Raw genomic sequence first — 15,283 nt, 5'->3', positions numbered from 1 at the left:
GTAGTGGGTTGAACTGCGAGTGGGAAGAGCCCGTCGTCGTGCCACGCCCTCGTGGTTCGAGGGTCGCTGCGCTCCCGCCTCACCATGAGGGCTACGGAAGCTGAAGACCACGGGGTTCGAAATTCCCGATTGACCTTAGGGTGAGGCGCTAACTCTAGTCGAGCCTGCAGCAGGAGGGGCGTGGAACTCGGGCGAGCACTATTGCGCACGAAACAGCAGCGATGAGTCGCCGTAGGAATAAAAGCGATAGCCGGTGTCGATGGCGTGGCGATAGGCGGCCTGCATGGTGTCGAGCCCGCTAAAGGCGCTGACCAGCATGAAGAGGGTCGATTTGGGCAAGTGGAAGTTGGTCATCAACAGATCGACGCAGCGGAACTGAAAGCCCGGGGTGATGAAGATGTCGGTATCGCCCACAAAGGGGGCGAGCGTGCCGGTGGGGCGGGCGGCAGATTCGAGGAGGCGCAGGCTCGTTGTGCCCACGGCAACCACGCGGCCGCCGGCGCGCTTGGCGGCAAGGATGCGCTCGACGGTTCGGGCATCGATCTCGCCCCATTCGGCATGCATCACATGGTCTTCGGTGTCTTCCGCCTTCATGGGCAGGAAGGTGCCGGCGCCGACATGAAGGGTCACGCGCTCGATGGTGACGCCCTTGGCCTCTAGCCGGTCGAGCAGGTCCTGGGTGAAATGGAGCCCTGCGGTGGGGGCGGCCACAGCGCCATCCTCGGCGGCATAAACGGTCTGGTAGTCGGTCTTGTCGCGCTCCTCGAGCGCGCGCTTGGCCCCGATATAGGGGGGCAGCGGCATGGCGCCATGGGACTTGATCGCTTCATCGAGCTGAGCGCCACTGAGGGCGAAGCGGAGGATGATTTCGCCGCCATCGCCCTTGCCCGCAACGGTGGCGCGGAGCGGCTCGGTTTGGCCATTGCCCAGCTCGAGCTGGTCACCGAGGGCAAGGCGCTTGGCGGGGCGGGCAAAGGCGCGCCAGGTGCTGGCATCGTCGCGCTTGTGGAGGTTGAAGGAGACGCTGGCGCGGTTCTCGCCCCGGATGCGGGTGCCGCGCAGTTCGGCCGGCAGGACGCGAGTGTCGTTGACGACGAGGACATCGCCGGGGTGGAGGAGGTTAAGCAGATCGGGGATGTGGCGGTCGGAAAGGCCGTGCTGCGGGTCCACGACCAGCAGGCGCGCGGAGTCGCGGGGTTCGGCTGGGTGGAGGGCGATGGAGCTTTCGGGGAGCTCGAATTCAAAATCGGAAACGCGCATGCGGGGGGATTAGCATGGGGGTGGGCGTTTGTGGAGGGCGCGGTTTGTCCGGGCCCGACACGAACTCGGTTCGGGGAACGGCCGCCCCCCACCCTCCCCTCAGGGGGGAGGGAGGGCGGAGCACTTAGGTCGTGGCGGTTGTGCAGCTATCGGCATCGGAAGGATCAGTGAAAGTGCACATCGACCCCCTCCCCGGCCCTCCCCTCAAGGGGGAGGGAGGGCTGAGCTCGGCGGGTGGTGGTTGGGGTGATCGACTGGACAGTAACCGATCATGGGGCGGAGCGTCCCCTCCCCCTTGAGGGGAGGGCTAGGGTGGGGGTCGTGGGTGGGCGGGTGTGGAGTGGAGTGGAGTGGAGTGGAGTGGAGTGGAGAAACGTCCTGTTTATCGGTGGGGCAAACCAGGACACCGAGCTTGCGGCACGGCCTGAACCCCCACCCTTGATCCCTCCCCTCAAGGGGGAGGGAGACGATGGCACTTGGGTCGGTGGTTGTGCAGGCGTTAGGCGGAGCGGTTCAATAAGTGCAACAGCACGGCGACCCCCTCCCCGGCCCCCCCTCAAGGGGGAGGGAGGGCACGAGCACCGAGGGTGGTACTTGGGGCTGGAAGCGAGGCTGCAGACACAAAACGGGCGCCCTGGTGGGGCGCCCGTGGAAGTTGGTCAAGAAAAATGCTTAGGCGGCGATGTCGGCGGCGACTTTGACGGAGTTCATCTTGTCGGGGTTCTGGACGGGTTCGCCGCGCTTGATCTGGTCGACGTTTTCCATGCCGGAAATGACCTGGCCCCAAACGGTGTATTGCTTGTTGAGGAAGGACGCGTCGTCAAAGCAGATGAAGAACTGCGAATTGGCGCTGTCGGGGCTCTGGGCGCGGGCCATGGAAACCGTGCCGCGGACGTGGGGCTCGTTGTTGAATTCCTGCTTGAGGTCCGGGTACTTGGAGCCGCCGGTGCCAGTGCCGCGCGGGCAGCCGGTCTGGGCCATGAAGCCGTCGATCACGCGATGGAAGACGATGCCGTCGTAAAAGCCTTCACGCACGAGCTTCTTGATGTGGGCGACGTGGTTGGGGGCGAGGTCCGGGCGCATCTGGATAACGACTTCGCCCTTGGTGGTGTCAATGACGAGGGTGTTTTCGGGATCGGCGTAATCGGCCATGGTTTTCGCTTTCGTTGATTGATGGGGCGGGATGTAAGGGCATTGGGCGGCGGGTGCAACCGCCTGACGGTTCACGCGGCGCTGCCGTGGTGATGGGTCTCAGGATGGATCCCGGCTCGAGGCCGGGATGACATCGCGTGCGTGGAGGCCCCGAAGGGTCAAGCCCGGTTCGAGTTACTTATATTCGATCTTGGCTTCGACGATCTTGTCGGGGTTCTCGACCTGGCCATTGGCCGACTTCGGGCCTTTTTCGAGGGCGTCCACGGCTTCCATGCCGGAAACGACCTTGCCGAAGACGGTGTATTGCCCGTCAAGGAACGAGGCGTCGCCGGTGGTGATGAAGAACTGGGAATTGAAGGAATTGGGATTCTGCGAGCGGGCAGCACCCACGACGCCGCGGCCAAAGCTTTCGTTGTTGAACTCGGCTTCGACGTCGGGCAGGTCCGAGCCGCCCATGCCGGTGCCGGTTGGATCGCCGGTCTGGGCCATGAAGCCCTCGATCACGCGGTGAAAGACGAGGCCGTTGTAAAAGCCTTCATTGGTCAGGGTGACCACGCGCTCGACATGCTTGGGCGCAATCTCGGGCAGCAGTTCGATATCGACCACGCCATCTTCGAGCGTCAGCAGCAGGTGCGGCGTGCCGGTGGGTGCCTGCGCGAAGGCCGGAGCGGAGCCGAAGGCGAGAGTGGCAAGCGCCAGGGCGCTGAACAGGCGGCGAGTCGGGCGAAAAGCATTGGTCATCTGGATTGCAGAGCCTTGAGCACAATGGGAGGAACAAAGGCGGCGATATCGCCACCCATTTCGGCAATTTGCCGCACCAATGTGGCCGAGATGTGCCGCACGGGCGGGCTGGAGGGCAGGAAGACGGTCTGCAGATCGGGCGCCATCTGGGCGTTCATGCCCACCATCTGCATCTCGTAATTGTAATCGGTGGTGTCGCGCAGGCCGCGGATGATGAGCTTGGCGCCGTGTTCGCGGGCGGCATTGACCATGAGGCCGGAGAAATCAACGACACGAAACTCGGTATCGGTGCGCTTGCCGATGGGCGCGAGCACCTGGTTGAGCAAGGCCAGTCGGTCGGCATGGGCAAAGAGCGGCGACTTCTTGCCCGGATTGATGCCAACGGCGACAACCAGGGTATCGACGAGCTTGCAGGCGCGCTCGATCACATCGAGATGGCCATTGGTCACCGGGTCAAACGATCCGGGATAAAACCCTACCAGCCTGCTCATGTGCCCCTCCGCGCAGTTTTGGGGTTTGTGTCACGGGCGGGGGCGGAGTGCAAGAATGACGAGGCCGGCAAAGGCGAGCAGAAGCAGCACGCAGGCGCCGGCAATAAACGCAGCGGCGTTGCCCCAAAGGGTGGCGATGAAGCTGCCGACAAATGGCCCGGACAGCATGATGGCGGTGGTAACGGCCTCACCCGCGGCCGACACGCGGGCGATGCGGTCGGGCGGAGTTTCAGTCTGGATGATCGTGCGATAGGGCACGAGCATGAAAGCCGTGGAGCCGCCCATAACCGCCATCAGCGCGAGGTAAGCCAGGAGCGGCAGGCCCAGTTCGAGCGCGGCGCCAAGGCCGAGCGCACCGACCGCCAGCCCAGCTATGAGCGCACCGCTGATCATGCTGGCGAGCGGATTCTCTGGAGGCATCCGACCGGACAGCACGGCCCCCAACAACCCGCCGAGGCCGGAACAAGCCAGCGAGAAACCCAGGGCGGATGGTCCATAGCCGAGATCATCGAGCAGCAGGGCAATAAAGGTGTCGTAGAGAAAGAAGGCGAAGAACGCGATGGCGGAGAACACCAAGGCGGTCAGCAAGAGGCGGCTGCGGCCGAACTCGCTGACTCCGGCGAGGAGCGCCACCGAGAAGCGTTCCGGGGTGGCGGTGGGCTGGCGCGAGGCGAGTTGCAGCGGGAGCACGAGAAGCGCGGCTAGAAGGGAGAAGCCGGCATTGACGGCAAAGACGCCCTGGGGCGAGAGCGCAGTCAGCAAGAGCCCGCCCAAGGCCGGGCCGAGGATCTTGGAGCCCTGGTTGATGGCGTGATGGAGGGCATTGGCATGCGACAGGAGGTCGGCCGGGGTGGAGGCCTGAACAGCGGATTGGCGGGCGGGATTGAAGGCGGAGTCAATGCAGCCGCGGGCGAAGACCAAAAGGAGCACAACTGCCGTGTTCGGGGCGATCAGGAGGGCCGAGGTGGCGAGGGCGCGAGCGAGATTGCTCCAGAACAAGACGCGCCGGAGCGGCAGGCGATCCACATAGATGGCCAGCACCGGGCCGGCGGTGAGATAGGGGAGCGCCAGGCAAAGCGCAAAAAGGGCGAGTGCGAGTGGGCCTTGCTGCCAGGTAAAAACGAGGAGCGCCACCACTGCGGCGTAATCGAGCCAGTCGGCGAAGTCGGCAGGCAGGCTCGCGAGCGCCAGCCAGCGGGGGGCAGGCAGCGCCAGGAGTGTTCGATACCCCGGCGCTGCCCGCATGTTTGGTTATTCGCCCGAGGGGGCGATGGCGTCGCTGCCGTCGACTTCGCCGGGGTCGTCGCCTTCGGGCTCGCTGATGCGTTCGACCGAGACGACCTTTTCACCCGCGCCGGTCGAGAAGATGCGCACGCCCTTGGAGGCGCGGCTCGAGAAGCGGATGCCGTCGACCGGGACGCGGATCAGTTGACCGCGATCGGACACGAGCATGAGCTGATCGCTTTCCTCCACTGGGAAGGACGCAACGAGATGGCCGATCTCGTCGAGCTTGCTTTGGTCGGTAGCGCGGATGCCCTTGCCGCCGCGGTTGGACAGGCGGAAATCGTAGGAAGACGAGATCTTGCCGAAGCCCTTTTCGTTGACGGTGAGGACGAACTGCTGGGCGGCGTCCATTTCGGCGTAGCGCTCGACGGACAGTGCGGTGACGCCCACATCCTCTTCGCTGTCCTCGGTGCCGGTGAGCTCGACCTCGGCCTCTTCACCGGTCGCGGCACGGCGATTGGCGCCGTATTGCTTGATGAAGGTGTTGCGCTCGGCCGGATTGGCGTCGAAGTGCCGCAGGATCGACATGGAGATGACGGTATCCCCCTCGCCCAGCTGCACGCCGCGCACGCCGGTGGAATCGCGGCCCTTGAACACGCGCACATCATTGATGCCGAAGCGGATGGCCCGGCCCAGTGCGGTAGTGAGCATGATGTCGTCGGTGGCGCTGGCCGTTTCGACGGAAACGATGCGATCGCCCTCGTCGAGCTTCATGGCGATCTTGCCGTTGCGGTTGACCGAGGTGAAATCGGCCAGCGAGTTGCGGCGCACCGTGCCGCGCGAGGTCGCGAACATGATGTCGAGATCGGACCAGGTGGCCTCGTCCTCGGGCAGCGGCAGGATGGAGGTGACGCGTTCGCCCTGCTCGAGCGGCAGGATGTTGATCAGTGCCTTGCCGCGGGCATTGGCGGCTGCGAGCGGCAGGCGCCAGACCTTGAGCTTATAGGCGATGCCGCGCGAGGTGAAGAACAGCACCGGAGTGTGGGTGCTGGCGACAAAGAGGCGCGAGACGAAATCCTCGTCGCGGGTCTGCATACCCGAGCGGCCCTTGCCACCGCGGCGCTGGGCCCGGTAGGTCGAAAGCGGCACGCGCTTGATGTAGCCGCCATGGGAAACGGTGACGACCATGTCTTCGCGCGCGATCAGGTCCTCGTCGTCGAAATCGGCGAGGCTGTCGGCGATTTCGGTGCGGCGGGGGGTGCCAAACTGGTCGCGGATGGCAACCAGTTCGTCGCGGATGATGTCGATCACGCGCTCGCGCGAGCGCAGGATATCGAGGTAATCGCTGATCTCGGCGCCAAGGCCGTTGAGTTCTTCGCCGATTTCGTCGCGGCCAAGGGCGGTGAGGCGGGCGAGGCGCAGCTCGAGGATGGCGCGGGCCTGTTCCTCGGAGAGGTTGAAGGTGCCGTCCTCGTTGATGCGGTGGCGCGGATCATCGATCAGCGCGATGAGCGGCGCCACATCGGCGGCCGGCCAGCGGCGGGTCATCAGCTGTTCGCGCGCGGTCGCGGGATCGGGCGCCGTGCGGATCAGGGCGATGACTTCGTCGATATTGGCGACGGCGACGGCCAGACCAACCAGGATATGGGCGCGGTCACGGGCCTTGTTGAGGAGGAACCGGGCGCGGCGTGTCACGACTTCATGGCGGAAGGCGATAAAGGCCTCAAGGATTTCCTTGAGGGTCATCAGCTGCGGCTTGCCACCATTGAGGGCGACGAAGTTGCAGCCGAACGAGGATTGCAGCTGGGTGTAGCGGTAGAGCTGGTTGAGCACGACGTCGGGCAGCGCGTCGCGCTTGATCTCGACCACGACGCGCATGCCTTCGCGGCTGGATTCGTCGCGCATGTCGGAGATGCCTTCGATGCGCTTGTCGCGCACGAGTTCGGCGATCTTTTCCACCAGCGTCGCCTTGTTCACCTGATAGGGCAACTCGGTGATGATGATGGCTTCGCGTTCCTTGCGCACTTCCTCGATGGCAACGCGCCCGCGCACCAGAACCGAGCCGCGGCCCGTTTCATAGGCGGCGCGAATGCCGGCACGGCCAAGGATGATGCCGCCGGTCGGGAAATCGGGGCCGGGCAGCACTTCGAGCAGGTCGTCGACCGTGGCTTCGCCATTGTCGAGCAGGATCAGCGCGGCATTGATGGTTTCGGCCAGGTTGTGCGTCGGGATATTGGTGGCCATGCCCACCGCAATACCGCCGCCGCCATTGACCAGCATATTGGGGAAGCGGGCGGGCAGCACGGAAGGCTCGCGCTCGGAGCCGTCATAGTTGTCGCGGAAATCGACGGTGTCCTTGTCGAGATCGTCGAGCATGCTGTTGGTGATGCGCTGCATGCGCACTTCGGTGTATCGCATGGCGGCGGGCATATCGCCGTCGACCGAGCCGAAATTTCCCTGCCCTTCCACCAGCAGCTGGCCCATGGAGAAATCCTGGGCCATGCGCACCAGCGCCATGTAAACCGACTGATCGCCGTGCGGGTGGTATTTACCGATAACGTCGCCGACCACGCGGGCCGACTTGCGATAGGGCTTGTTCCACTCGTAGCCATTCTCGCTCATCGAGAACAGGATGCGCCGGTGCACGGGCTTGAGGCCGTCGCGCACGTCGGGCAAGGCCCGACTCACGATCACGCTCATGGCGTAATCGAGATAGGATTTGCGCATCTCGTCGGTAATGGAGATGAGGGCGATATCGTCGGAGGGCGGGGGCGCGCCGGTTCCGGTGTCGGGCGTATCGGTCACGGTATCGATTCGGGTTGATTCAGCTGAGTAGTAAATAGGTGATTTCGCGCGAAATTACCAATCGCTGCGGTGGGACCCCTTGTCGCCGGGCCTTGATAAGGTGGGGGGCGGTATAAGGCAGGTGCCTTCTTACAAGTCTGCTGCGCGCTCATTAAGTCTGGGAGAAGGGCCAAGTGCCGGGCGGCACCTGCCTCACGCCCGAACAAGGAGCACGATGATGAGCCGTTTTGCCGACAAAACAGTGCTGGTAACCGGGGCCGGTGGCCAGCTGGGCCGGCTGGTGGTGGAGGAATTGCTGGCCAAGGGGGCGCGGCGGATCATTGCGGGCTCGCGCGAGCCGGGCAAGCTGGCAGAATTCGAGGGACGCGAGGTCGAATTGCGGCAAATCGACTTCGATGACCCCGATCTGGCCGCCAAGCTGGACGGCGTCGAGCGCATGCTGATGATCAGTACGGTCGCGGCCAACCGGGCCGAGCAGCAGCGCGCAGCCGTGCAAGCGGCCCGCAGCGCTGGCGTGCAGCACATCATCTATACCTCAGCCCCCAATCCCCGGCCGAACGCCAGCGCCGGGGGCATTGCCGATCATTACTGGACCGAGCAGGCGGTGGCGGCATCGGGGCTCGAGTTCACTGTGCTGCGCAATCACATTTATGCCGAGGCGGTGCTGATGGGCGCCGGGGGTGCGCTGCAATCGGGGCAGATGTTCGATGCCACGGCGGGCAAGGGCCGCGCTTATGTGAGCCGGGCCGACTGCGCCCGCACCGCGGCGGGCGCGTTGCTCGAGGCGCAAGGGCAGAACATTTTCGATGTGACCGGCCCTGCCCCGGTGACCCAGGAAGAAGTTGCGCGTCTGCTCAGCGAGCTGTCCGGCAAGAGCATTGCCCGGATCGGGGTGACGCCCGAGCAGTTGCTCGAAGGCATGCTGGCAGCGGGCCTGCCGCCCTTCATGGCCAATCTGCTGGTGGCGTTTGACCGCGATGCTGCCGAGGGTCACCACGCCATTGTTGCCGACACGGTGGAGCGGTTTACCGGCCGCGCGCCGCAAAACCTGCACGCGGTGCTGGCCCTGCATCGCGAGAGCCTGGCAAGTTAAGCCAGCGCTTTTCCAAGCACACACCAACAACATTGCGCCCAGCACTACAGTGGCTGCTGGACGCAACTGCCGCAAAGCCGTAGAAATCGCGCCAATTCGTCGCCTTATACGTGGAGACCGGGTGTCTTGGCCTTTTCTGCTTTGCTCCAGCGCACCCTGGCCCGGGTGACGCATGACCGCTCCATCGGCTTTGGGCTTGAACATATCGGTTTGAGCACACTGCGCTATCCGCTGGCGGTGGCGCTTGCCGTGCTGGCGATTACGGCCCTGGCGTTCAGCCAAATTCCGCGCGCCAATGTGGATGGGGACCTGCTGCGGGTGTTTGCCGATTCGGGCGAGCATTACGACGCCTATCAGCGGCTGTCGGAGAATTTCGGCACCTTTGAAAACGACATCTATGTGCTGGTGACCTCGCCTCGCCTGACCGATCCGGAAGTGCTCGAGCGGGTGCGCGAGTTGGCCTTCGACATGGAGCTGAGCGAATACGCAGTGGGCACGATGTCGCCCTTTACGCTGCGCAAGCCTGATGGCGGCGGTGGCTCGGTGCCGGCGGTGCCTGAAGGGATGACTGAACCGGCGGAGGTTGCGGCGGCGCTGAGCGAGCTGCAGCAGAACGACCCGATGATGCGCAACCTGATCACACCCGATTTGTCGGGCGTGGTGCTGATCATGTTCCCCAACCGCGATGCGGTGCAGGAAAACGGGGAAAAGGCGATGATCGCCTCCCTGCGCGAAACCATCGCCCTTTACCAGGACGCAGACATCCAGGTGGAGCTGACCGGCCCCCCGGTCTGGACCACCGAAATGCTGAACGCGGCGGTTAGCGACCAGCTCAAGTTCACCGTCTGGGGCTTTGGGCTGGGATCGCTGATCGCGCTCCTCGCGTTGCGCTCGCTGCCGGGAGCCATTCTCGTCGCCGCCACGCCGTTTGTGGCAGTGATGTGGACGATGGGAATCATCCTGCTGTTTTTCGGCTCGTTCTCGTTCCTCACCATCCTGGTGACGACGCTGGTGCTGGTGATCTCGTTCGCCGAATCCATGTTCTTCGTTTTCAACTGGCTAGCCTTTTGGCGCGACGACGGGATGGAGCCCAACAAGGCGGTGGATGCCACGGTCAAGCTGGTGGGGCCGGCCGCGGCGTTGACCATGCTGACGACACTGGTGAGCTTTGCGTCGTTGTCGCTGACCCCAGGCCAGGGCGTGCGCGAGTTTTCCATCGCGGGGGCGATCGGCTCGTTCCTGCTGTTTGTGTGCCTGATGACCTTCATGCCGCTGATGCTCAAGCTCTCGCTGCGGCTCGGTTTCAAGGCACCCAAGCGATCGAGCCTCGTGCTGACGGCTCCCCTGCCCCTGAGCTGGTTTCTGGCGCGGCGCTATGGGCGACTCGTTTCAATCGTCGCCATCGCGGTCACGCTCGTCCTGTTCGTCCCCTACTTCCTGATCAAGCCGCATTTTGCCTTCGAGGATTTCACCGCGCGCGAATCCAGCGCGATCACGGCGGCGCAGCAGATCGACCAGGGCGTGGGCGGGGTGGCGCCGCTTTATGTGCGGGTGCCGCTGCAGCAGAACGATCCCAATGTTGCGCCCGAGGATTTCGAGACCATCCGGCGCGTGCACGAGATCATGGAAGCCCACCTAGGGGAGAACAAGGTCATCTCCGCCGCCAGCCTGACCAATTACACCGAAGCGGGCTTTACACGCGAAGAGGTGTTTGAGGCGGTGGGTCCGTTCATGAAGCGGCGCTTCATCAATGACGACGGCTCCCAGGCGCTGGTGACCGGGTTTATGCCGACGATCCTTGATTCGGATTCCCTCAAGGACCTCGTCACCGATGTGACGGCGGAACTGAGGGCGGCGGGGATCGAGGGCGCTGAAATCGGCGGGTTCCGGGTGATGACGACCTTTGCCACCGACCAGATCGTGAGCGGGCTGCAGCTCGACCTGACGCTGTCGGTGCTGGTCAATCTGGGGCTGATCGGCTTTGCCTTCCAGAGCTTCCGGGTGGCGCTGGCTTCGGCCATTCCCAACCTCTTTCCCGTACTGGGAACGGAGGCCTGGCTGTATTTCTCGGGCGCCGGGCTGCAACTGACCACGGTGATTGCGCTGACCATCGCCTTTGGCATCGCGGTGGACGACACCGTGCATTTCCTGTCGCATTATCTGCATGCGCGACGAGAGGAAGGCATGGAGCACCTGGCGGCGGTCAAGCACACGCTGGACCGGATCGGCGGCGCGATCGTCGCGACGACGATCATCCTCTGCGCCGGGGTGGTGATCGTGACCTTTTCGGAGCTGCCGCAGGTAGCGCTGTTCGGCAAGCTGTTCGTATCGACGCTGGCCTTTGCCGTGATCGGGGATCTGTTCATCCTGCCGGCCTTGCTGGCCGCGGGCGGCAAGTTCTTTCACCCGCTGGGCAAGATCAAGGTGCGCATGGCCGATCATGAATCGACGCCCGATGATCCGAGCGGAGAAGCGGCTTCGCGCGGCGCGGCGCCGTCCTCGATCGTTTCGTAGCTGGCTCGCTGGCGTGGGATCTGGGTTGTTCACATTGTCGCGAATTTTGCCGCGCGGCAGCAGGGTTTTGCTAAGCTCGGGCGCTGTGGCCGGGGGGCAGTTTTCCATTCGGAGGGTTAGGATGAACTATTTCGGGCCTGTGGCGCGTGCCCTGGCATTCGCGGGTCTTGCCTTGTCTGGCGTTGTTGGTGCGGCGCCGGCCTTTGCTGCGCCGGCCGATGTGGCCCTGCTCCAATCCTATATCGGGGATTGGCGCGGCCGCGGCACGCTGACCGGGGATCGCTCGGAAACCGTGGTGTGCCGGCTCAAGGTCAGCACGGGCAATAGCGACAAGGTCAATTATAGCGGGCGCTGCACGCTGGCCGGCAAGGTGCTCTCGATCAATGGCACGCTCGCCTATGTGGACGCGCAGCGGCGGTTCGAGGCGGCGATGACCTCCAACGCCGCTTTTTCGGGCATTGCCGTGGGGCAAAAGCGCGGCAAGGGACTGCTGTTCAACCTGCGCGAACGCGACCAGGACGAAGAAGGCAAGGAATACGATATCTCGGCCGATATTGCGCTCGACCAGGACGAGATCACGGTGGGCTTCAACGTGGTTTATGTTGAAACTGGCGAAAGCATCCGCGCCAATGTGCCGTTCAGCAAATAGTCTTTGAGCCCAAAGGATGACTGCAAGGGGCGGCCGGGTGGTCGCCCTTTTCGTATGTGCTCCGGCGTCATTGGGCGGTGTAGCCACCATCCAGCGCGTAAACCCCGCCAGTGGCAAAGGCGCTGCGCGGGGACAGCAGGAAGAGGATGAACTCGGCGACTTCCTCGGGCTCGGCCAGCCGCCCCATCGGGTGGCTTTGGCGGAACAGGGTCAGCGCATCTTCGCCGGCGGCGAGCACTTTGGGCGTGGCCACATAGCCGGGTGCGAGGGCGTTGACGCGAATGCCGGTGTTGGCGAGCTCCAGAGCAGCGCTGCGAGTAAGACCCACGACGCCGTGCTTGGCTGCAGTATAGGCAGCCATGCCGGGAATGCCGACCACGCCATTAGCCGAGGACATGTTGACAATGGCCCCAGTGCCAGCCGCCGCAAGCGCCGGGACCTGGTATTTGAGGCAATGGAACATGCCGGTGAGATCGGTGGCGATGACTTCGGCCCAAACCGCCGGATCGTAATCGGCAATGGGGGTTGGCGCGGGTCCGGTGATGCCGACACAGTTGACGCAAAGCTCGAGGCGGCCGAACGCCGCTACGGCCTGCGCCACCATGCGCTCGACGGCAGCGGGGTCCCGCACGTCGCAGGGCGCGGCAACGATGCCCGGCAGTTCGCGCTGCAGGCGCTGCGCCTGTTCGAGCGTGTGCACGCCACCAAACACCCGCGCTCCCGCCCGGTGCAGGGCGCGAGCCGTCGCTTCCCCGATGCCCGAGCCGGCCCCGGTGACCAGGGCGGTTTTATCCGCAAATTCACTCATCTCCGTGCCTCCTGGTTGATTGCTGCTGGCGGTTTAAGGGCCGCGCGGGACAAGTCTTGTCAGGAGGGCGCGAATTGGCGCCGCCAGCGTGCGCGCGCGGCCAAGTGGTGGCAGATTGGTGACCGGCTGAGAGGAGGATGCGGATGACGGTGCCAAACGAATACCGGCGGGCTTCGGCTGAGTTCGATGCGTTGCTGGCGGCAATTGCCGAGCAAGCGGGTCTGACGACGCGGCATCAGGCCTATACTATGCTGCAGGGGGTGTTGCTGGCGTTCCGGCGACGGTTGACGCTCGAGGAAGGGATCGTGTTCGTGCAGATCCTGCCGCCAATGCTGCGGGCCTTGTTTGTGATGGACTGGGACCCGCAAGCGGAACCGGTGGCGGTGCTGGACCGCGCGGCATGGCGCCGGGAGGTACGGGAGTTGCGGCCCAACCACAATATCTCGCCCCCGAGCGCCATCGAGGATGTGGCGACGGTGCTGTGGCGCAGCATGGATCAATCGAGCTTTGCCGAGTGCCTCGACAAGTTGCCCCCATTCGCCCGGGAGTTCTGGGCGCCGGCCGGCAGCCGAGACCTCAGTTCTGCATCTGGATCTGCTGGCCCTTGATCAGCGGATAGGCGGCAAGCGCGGAGCCGTCGAGGTCCTCCTTGCGCATGTCGACCCCGGTGACCTGGCTGTTCTCGTAGGTCGTGTAGTAATAGATGCCCTTGTCGGTGTTGCAGCACGACGAGTAGATGGTGATCTCGTATTTGCCGTTGCCGACGTCCACGCAGCCGCGCTGCTGGGCCACCGACTCCAAGATCTTGAAGAACTGGCTGATCGATTCCGACTCGGAGTCCCCGGAAATCGCGTTCAGCTTGGTGAAGGCGGCCTTGACGAAGCGGGAGGACGAGGACAGATCGCCGGGCAATCCGATCGCGCCCATGCCGCGGCTGTAGACGTCGAAGCTGAGCTGGTCCGAGAAATGCGGCTCGGGCGGATTGCGCGACAGGTGCATGAAGTTGTTGAGGTTGAAGGACTGGATGTCAAAGGTCGGGTTATTGGTGAGCACGCCGATAGGGTTGTCGTAGACCTTCAAGCCGTCGCGCACCGACTCCACAGTGATGGACTTGTTGCGGTCCGAGATGATCCAGTGCAGCGGCGAGAGCGGGAAGGCCTCGCTGAACGAAATGTCCACGAGGTTGAACGCGCGCAGCTCGGCCTTGACCTGGTCCACCGTTTCGAACTTGCCCAGGATCCAGGGGATGAACTCGAAGGGCGTGATATTGGTCTGGCCGGGGGCTTCGGGCTTGTAATCGGCATTACCGGGGAAATTGAGCCCCGCCATGCTGAGCCCCTTCTCGTTGGTCGCGTCGTAGTACAGCGGATAGCCATCCGAGATGGTCGCCATGCCGATGATGGCGTGGTGCGTGTCGAGCCTGGGCATTCTGCGGAACTCGAAGGGGAAGTTGCGCGGCGTAACTGTGACGGTCTCGTTATAGGAGAACTCCAGATCGAGATTGCGGCCGAAATAATGGTCTTTGGTGGTGTAGTTGGCGCCGGTGCACATCTGCCGATCTCCCGTTCTGCCGACCGCGACGGGCCTGCAGGGCCTGTAAATAGATCAATGGCTTACTGGTGTTTCTCAAACTCGGCCTGGAATGCCGTGCGGGCATTGTGCAGGCCATCGACGAATTGCTGCCAGGAAGCGTCGGTCGCGGCGCCCAGCCGGTCGAGTTGTTCGCGACTTTCCTGCAGCCGGGCTTCCAGCGCTGCCTTGCGCGCGTCGAGCCCGGTCTTGGCGCCTGCAGCCGCATTGGCGACCGAGTGGTCGAGGTCCTCGATTTCCTGCCTGAAGGCGGCTTCCTGCGCCTCGGCCCGCGCGATGAATACGGCGCGGCGAAGTTCGTGATCAGCCTTGGCGGCGTCATAATAGGCGGCCAGATCGGTCTCGAAGTCGTCCCAATGGGTGGCGAGCGCGCTGCCCAGCCGCTCGGTTTCCTCGCGGGTCCTGGCGTCCGTGGTGGCCAGCGCCTCCTCGAGGGAGCGCTGATACTCCTCCCGCACGGCGCGCAGCTTGTCGAGTTCCGCTTCGGCCTTGGTGCGCGCGTCGCCCGCGAGTTGTTCGGTGTTTTGCTCCAGAACGGTGATGGCGGCATCCATCTCCTGCAAATGGGCTTGCGCCCAGCGGATGGCGCGGCGCGCTCCACCAGGCTCCTCAGGCGCGGCTTGCGTGGTGGCGGGGGTGGCATTGTCCTGCCCCACCACCAGCGGGGACAGGGTTAGCGAGCCCGCAAGGACGGTCACGAGCAGAGCTGCAGATGCCTTGGACGTCAACATGGTGGTTCCTTCCGGTCAGGGCTCTTGCGTGCAAACGGAGATCGGCAGCTCGGTGCCACCGCGCCAAAGTCTGGGCGACTCTTGGATGGTGCGGGCATGCACGCCTCATTTCACCGTGAAACTAGCCCGTCGCGGGTGCCGCAAATTGAGCAAAGTCAATAAAGGGGCTTTTTCCCGGGGCCGGGGCCGCCGCTGTCGCTTCATGCCTTTGAAGCCGGAAAGGCT

The 15,283-nt window shown here is 64.1% G+C and carries 13 protein-coding genes; 4 read left to right on the top strand and 9 right to left on the bottom strand.

Annotated features, from left to right (window positions below; all coding sequences use genetic code 11):
- Nucleotides 1–198 precede the first annotated feature (198 nt).
- From queA to gyrA, 6 genes are all read right to left on the bottom strand, one after another.
- Nucleotides 199–1,260 (bottom strand): tRNA preQ1(34) S-adenosylmethionine ribosyltransferase-isomerase QueA, encoded by a 1,062-nt coding sequence (queA, locus tag HRQ64_RS08570; protein ID WP_172122981.1) that lies wholly within the window; start codon nucleotides 1,258–1,260, stop codon nucleotides 199–201.
- A gap of 672 nt (nucleotides 1,261–1,932) precedes the next feature.
- Nucleotides 1,933–2,412: a peptidylprolyl isomerase gene (locus tag HRQ64_RS08565; protein ID WP_172122980.1), complete on the bottom strand. Its 480-nt coding sequence runs from the start codon at nucleotides 2,410–2,412 to the stop codon at nucleotides 1,933–1,935.
- 174 nt (nucleotides 2,413–2,586) lie between these two features.
- On the bottom strand, nucleotides 2,587–3,153 hold the full coding sequence (locus HRQ64_RS08560) for a peptidylprolyl isomerase (RefSeq protein WP_172122979.1): 567 nt from the start codon (nucleotides 3,151–3,153) through the stop codon (nucleotides 2,587–2,589).
- Nucleotides 3,150–3,644, bottom strand: a complete 495-nt coding sequence (gene coaD / locus HRQ64_RS08555) for a pantetheine-phosphate adenylyltransferase (RefSeq protein WP_127752640.1) — start codon at nucleotides 3,642–3,644, stop codon at nucleotides 3,150–3,152. The genes HRQ64_RS08560 and coaD overlap by 4 nt, the downstream gene beginning before the upstream one ends.
- A gap of 30 nt (nucleotides 3,645–3,674) precedes the next feature.
- A complete protein-coding gene (locus tag HRQ64_RS08550; RefSeq protein ID WP_172122978.1) occupies nucleotides 3,675–4,889 on the bottom strand; it encodes an MFS transporter in 1,215 nt (404 codons plus the stop codon).
- A 6-nt stretch (nucleotides 4,890–4,895) separates the two neighbouring features.
- Nucleotides 4,896–7,673, bottom strand: coding sequence for a DNA gyrase subunit A (gene gyrA, locus HRQ64_RS08545; protein WP_349236685.1), 2,778 nt, complete (start codon nucleotides 7,671–7,673; stop codon nucleotides 4,896–4,898).
- A 214-nt stretch (nucleotides 7,674–7,887) separates the two neighbouring features.
- On the opposite strand from gyrA, the gene HRQ64_RS08540 reads away from it, so the two are divergent.
- The 3 genes from HRQ64_RS08540 to HRQ64_RS08530 all read left to right on the top strand — a co-directional run bounded on the left by HRQ64_RS08540 (nucleotide 7,888) and on the right by HRQ64_RS08530 (nucleotide 11,929).
- Entirely contained in the window at nucleotides 7,888–8,766 is an 879-nt protein-coding gene (locus HRQ64_RS08540; protein ID WP_210258528.1) for an SDR family oxidoreductase, read from the top strand.
- Between the two features lie 126 nt (nucleotides 8,767–8,892).
- Nucleotides 8,893–11,280, top strand: a complete 2,388-nt coding sequence (locus tag HRQ64_RS08535; protein ID WP_172122977.1) for an efflux RND transporter permease subunit — start codon at nucleotides 8,893–8,895, stop codon at nucleotides 11,278–11,280.
- A 121-nt stretch (nucleotides 11,281–11,401) separates the two neighbouring features.
- Entirely contained in the window at nucleotides 11,402–11,929 is a 528-nt protein-coding gene (locus tag HRQ64_RS08530) for a hypothetical protein (protein WP_127752636.1), read from the top strand.
- Nucleotides 11,930–11,996: 67 nt separating this feature from the next.
- On the opposite strand, the gene HRQ64_RS08525 is transcribed toward HRQ64_RS08530, so the two are convergent.
- The gene (locus HRQ64_RS08525; protein WP_172122976.1) at nucleotides 11,997–12,737 is read right to left on the bottom strand and encodes an SDR family NAD(P)-dependent oxidoreductase; all 741 of its coding nucleotides are present in this window, start codon (nucleotides 12,735–12,737) and stop codon (nucleotides 11,997–11,999) included.
- A gap of 143 nt (nucleotides 12,738–12,880) precedes the next feature.
- Here HRQ64_RS08525 and HRQ64_RS08520 point away from each other — a divergent pair, with 143 nt between their 5' ends.
- A complete protein-coding gene (locus HRQ64_RS08520) occupies nucleotides 12,881–13,345 on the top strand; it encodes a DUF2267 domain-containing protein (protein WP_172122975.1) in 465 nt (154 codons plus the stop codon).
- Here the strand turns inward: HRQ64_RS08520 and bsh are convergent.
- Entirely contained in the window at nucleotides 13,314–14,288 is a 975-nt protein-coding gene (gene bsh / locus HRQ64_RS08515; RefSeq protein ID WP_172122974.1) for a choloylglycine hydrolase, read from the bottom strand. The two genes, HRQ64_RS08520 and bsh, sit on opposite strands and share 32 nt — an antisense overlap.
- A gap of 62 nt (nucleotides 14,289–14,350) precedes the next feature.
- Entirely contained in the window at nucleotides 14,351–15,058 is a 708-nt protein-coding gene (locus HRQ64_RS08510; protein WP_172122973.1) for a hypothetical protein, read from the bottom strand.
- Nucleotides 15,059–15,283: the final 225 nt, after the last annotated feature.

The sequence above is a fragment of the Devosia sp. 919 genome (assembly GCF_013185965.1).
Taxonomy (GTDB): Bacteria; Pseudomonadota; Alphaproteobacteria; order Rhizobiales; family Devosiaceae; genus Devosia.
The sequence above is the reverse complement of the archived record's forward strand: the minus strand, read 5'-3'. Positions and strand labels throughout refer to the sequence as shown.

Coding starts and splice junctions, on each gene's coding strand:
- queA (WP_172122981.1), bottom strand. CDS start 1,260: ATGCGCGTTTCCGATTTTGAATTCGAGCTCCCCGAAAGCTCCATCGCC.
- HRQ64_RS08565 (WP_172122980.1), bottom strand. CDS start 2,412: ATGGCCGATTACGCCGATCCCGAAAACACCCTCGTCATTGACACCACC.
- HRQ64_RS08560 (WP_172122979.1), bottom strand. CDS start 3,153: ATGACCAATGCTTTTCGCCCGACTCGCCGCCTGTTCAGCGCCCTGGCG.
- coaD (WP_127752640.1), bottom strand. CDS start 3,644: ATGAGCAGGCTGGTAGGGTTTTATCCCGGATCGTTTGACCCGGTGACC.
- HRQ64_RS08550 (WP_172122978.1), bottom strand. CDS start 4,889: ATGCGGGCAGCGCCGGGGTATCGAACACTCCTGGCGCTGCCTGCCCCC.
- HRQ64_RS08540 (WP_210258528.1), top strand. CDS start 7,888: ATGATGAGCCGTTTTGCCGACAAAACAGTGCTGGTAACCGGGGCCGGT.
- HRQ64_RS08530 (WP_127752636.1), top strand. CDS start 11,402: ATGAACTATTTCGGGCCTGTGGCGCGTGCCCTGGCATTCGCGGGTCTT.
- HRQ64_RS08525 (WP_172122976.1), bottom strand. CDS start 12,737: ATGAGTGAATTTGCGGATAAAACCGCCCTGGTCACCGGGGCCGGCTCG.
- HRQ64_RS08520 (WP_172122975.1), top strand. CDS start 12,881: ATGACGGTGCCAAACGAATACCGGCGGGCTTCGGCTGAGTTCGATGCG.
- bsh (WP_172122974.1), bottom strand. CDS start 14,288: ATGTGCACCGGCGCCAACTACACCACCAAAGACCATTATTTCGGCCGC.
- HRQ64_RS08510 (WP_172122973.1), bottom strand. CDS start 15,058: ATGTTGACGTCCAAGGCATCTGCAGCTCTGCTCGTGACCGTCCTTGCG.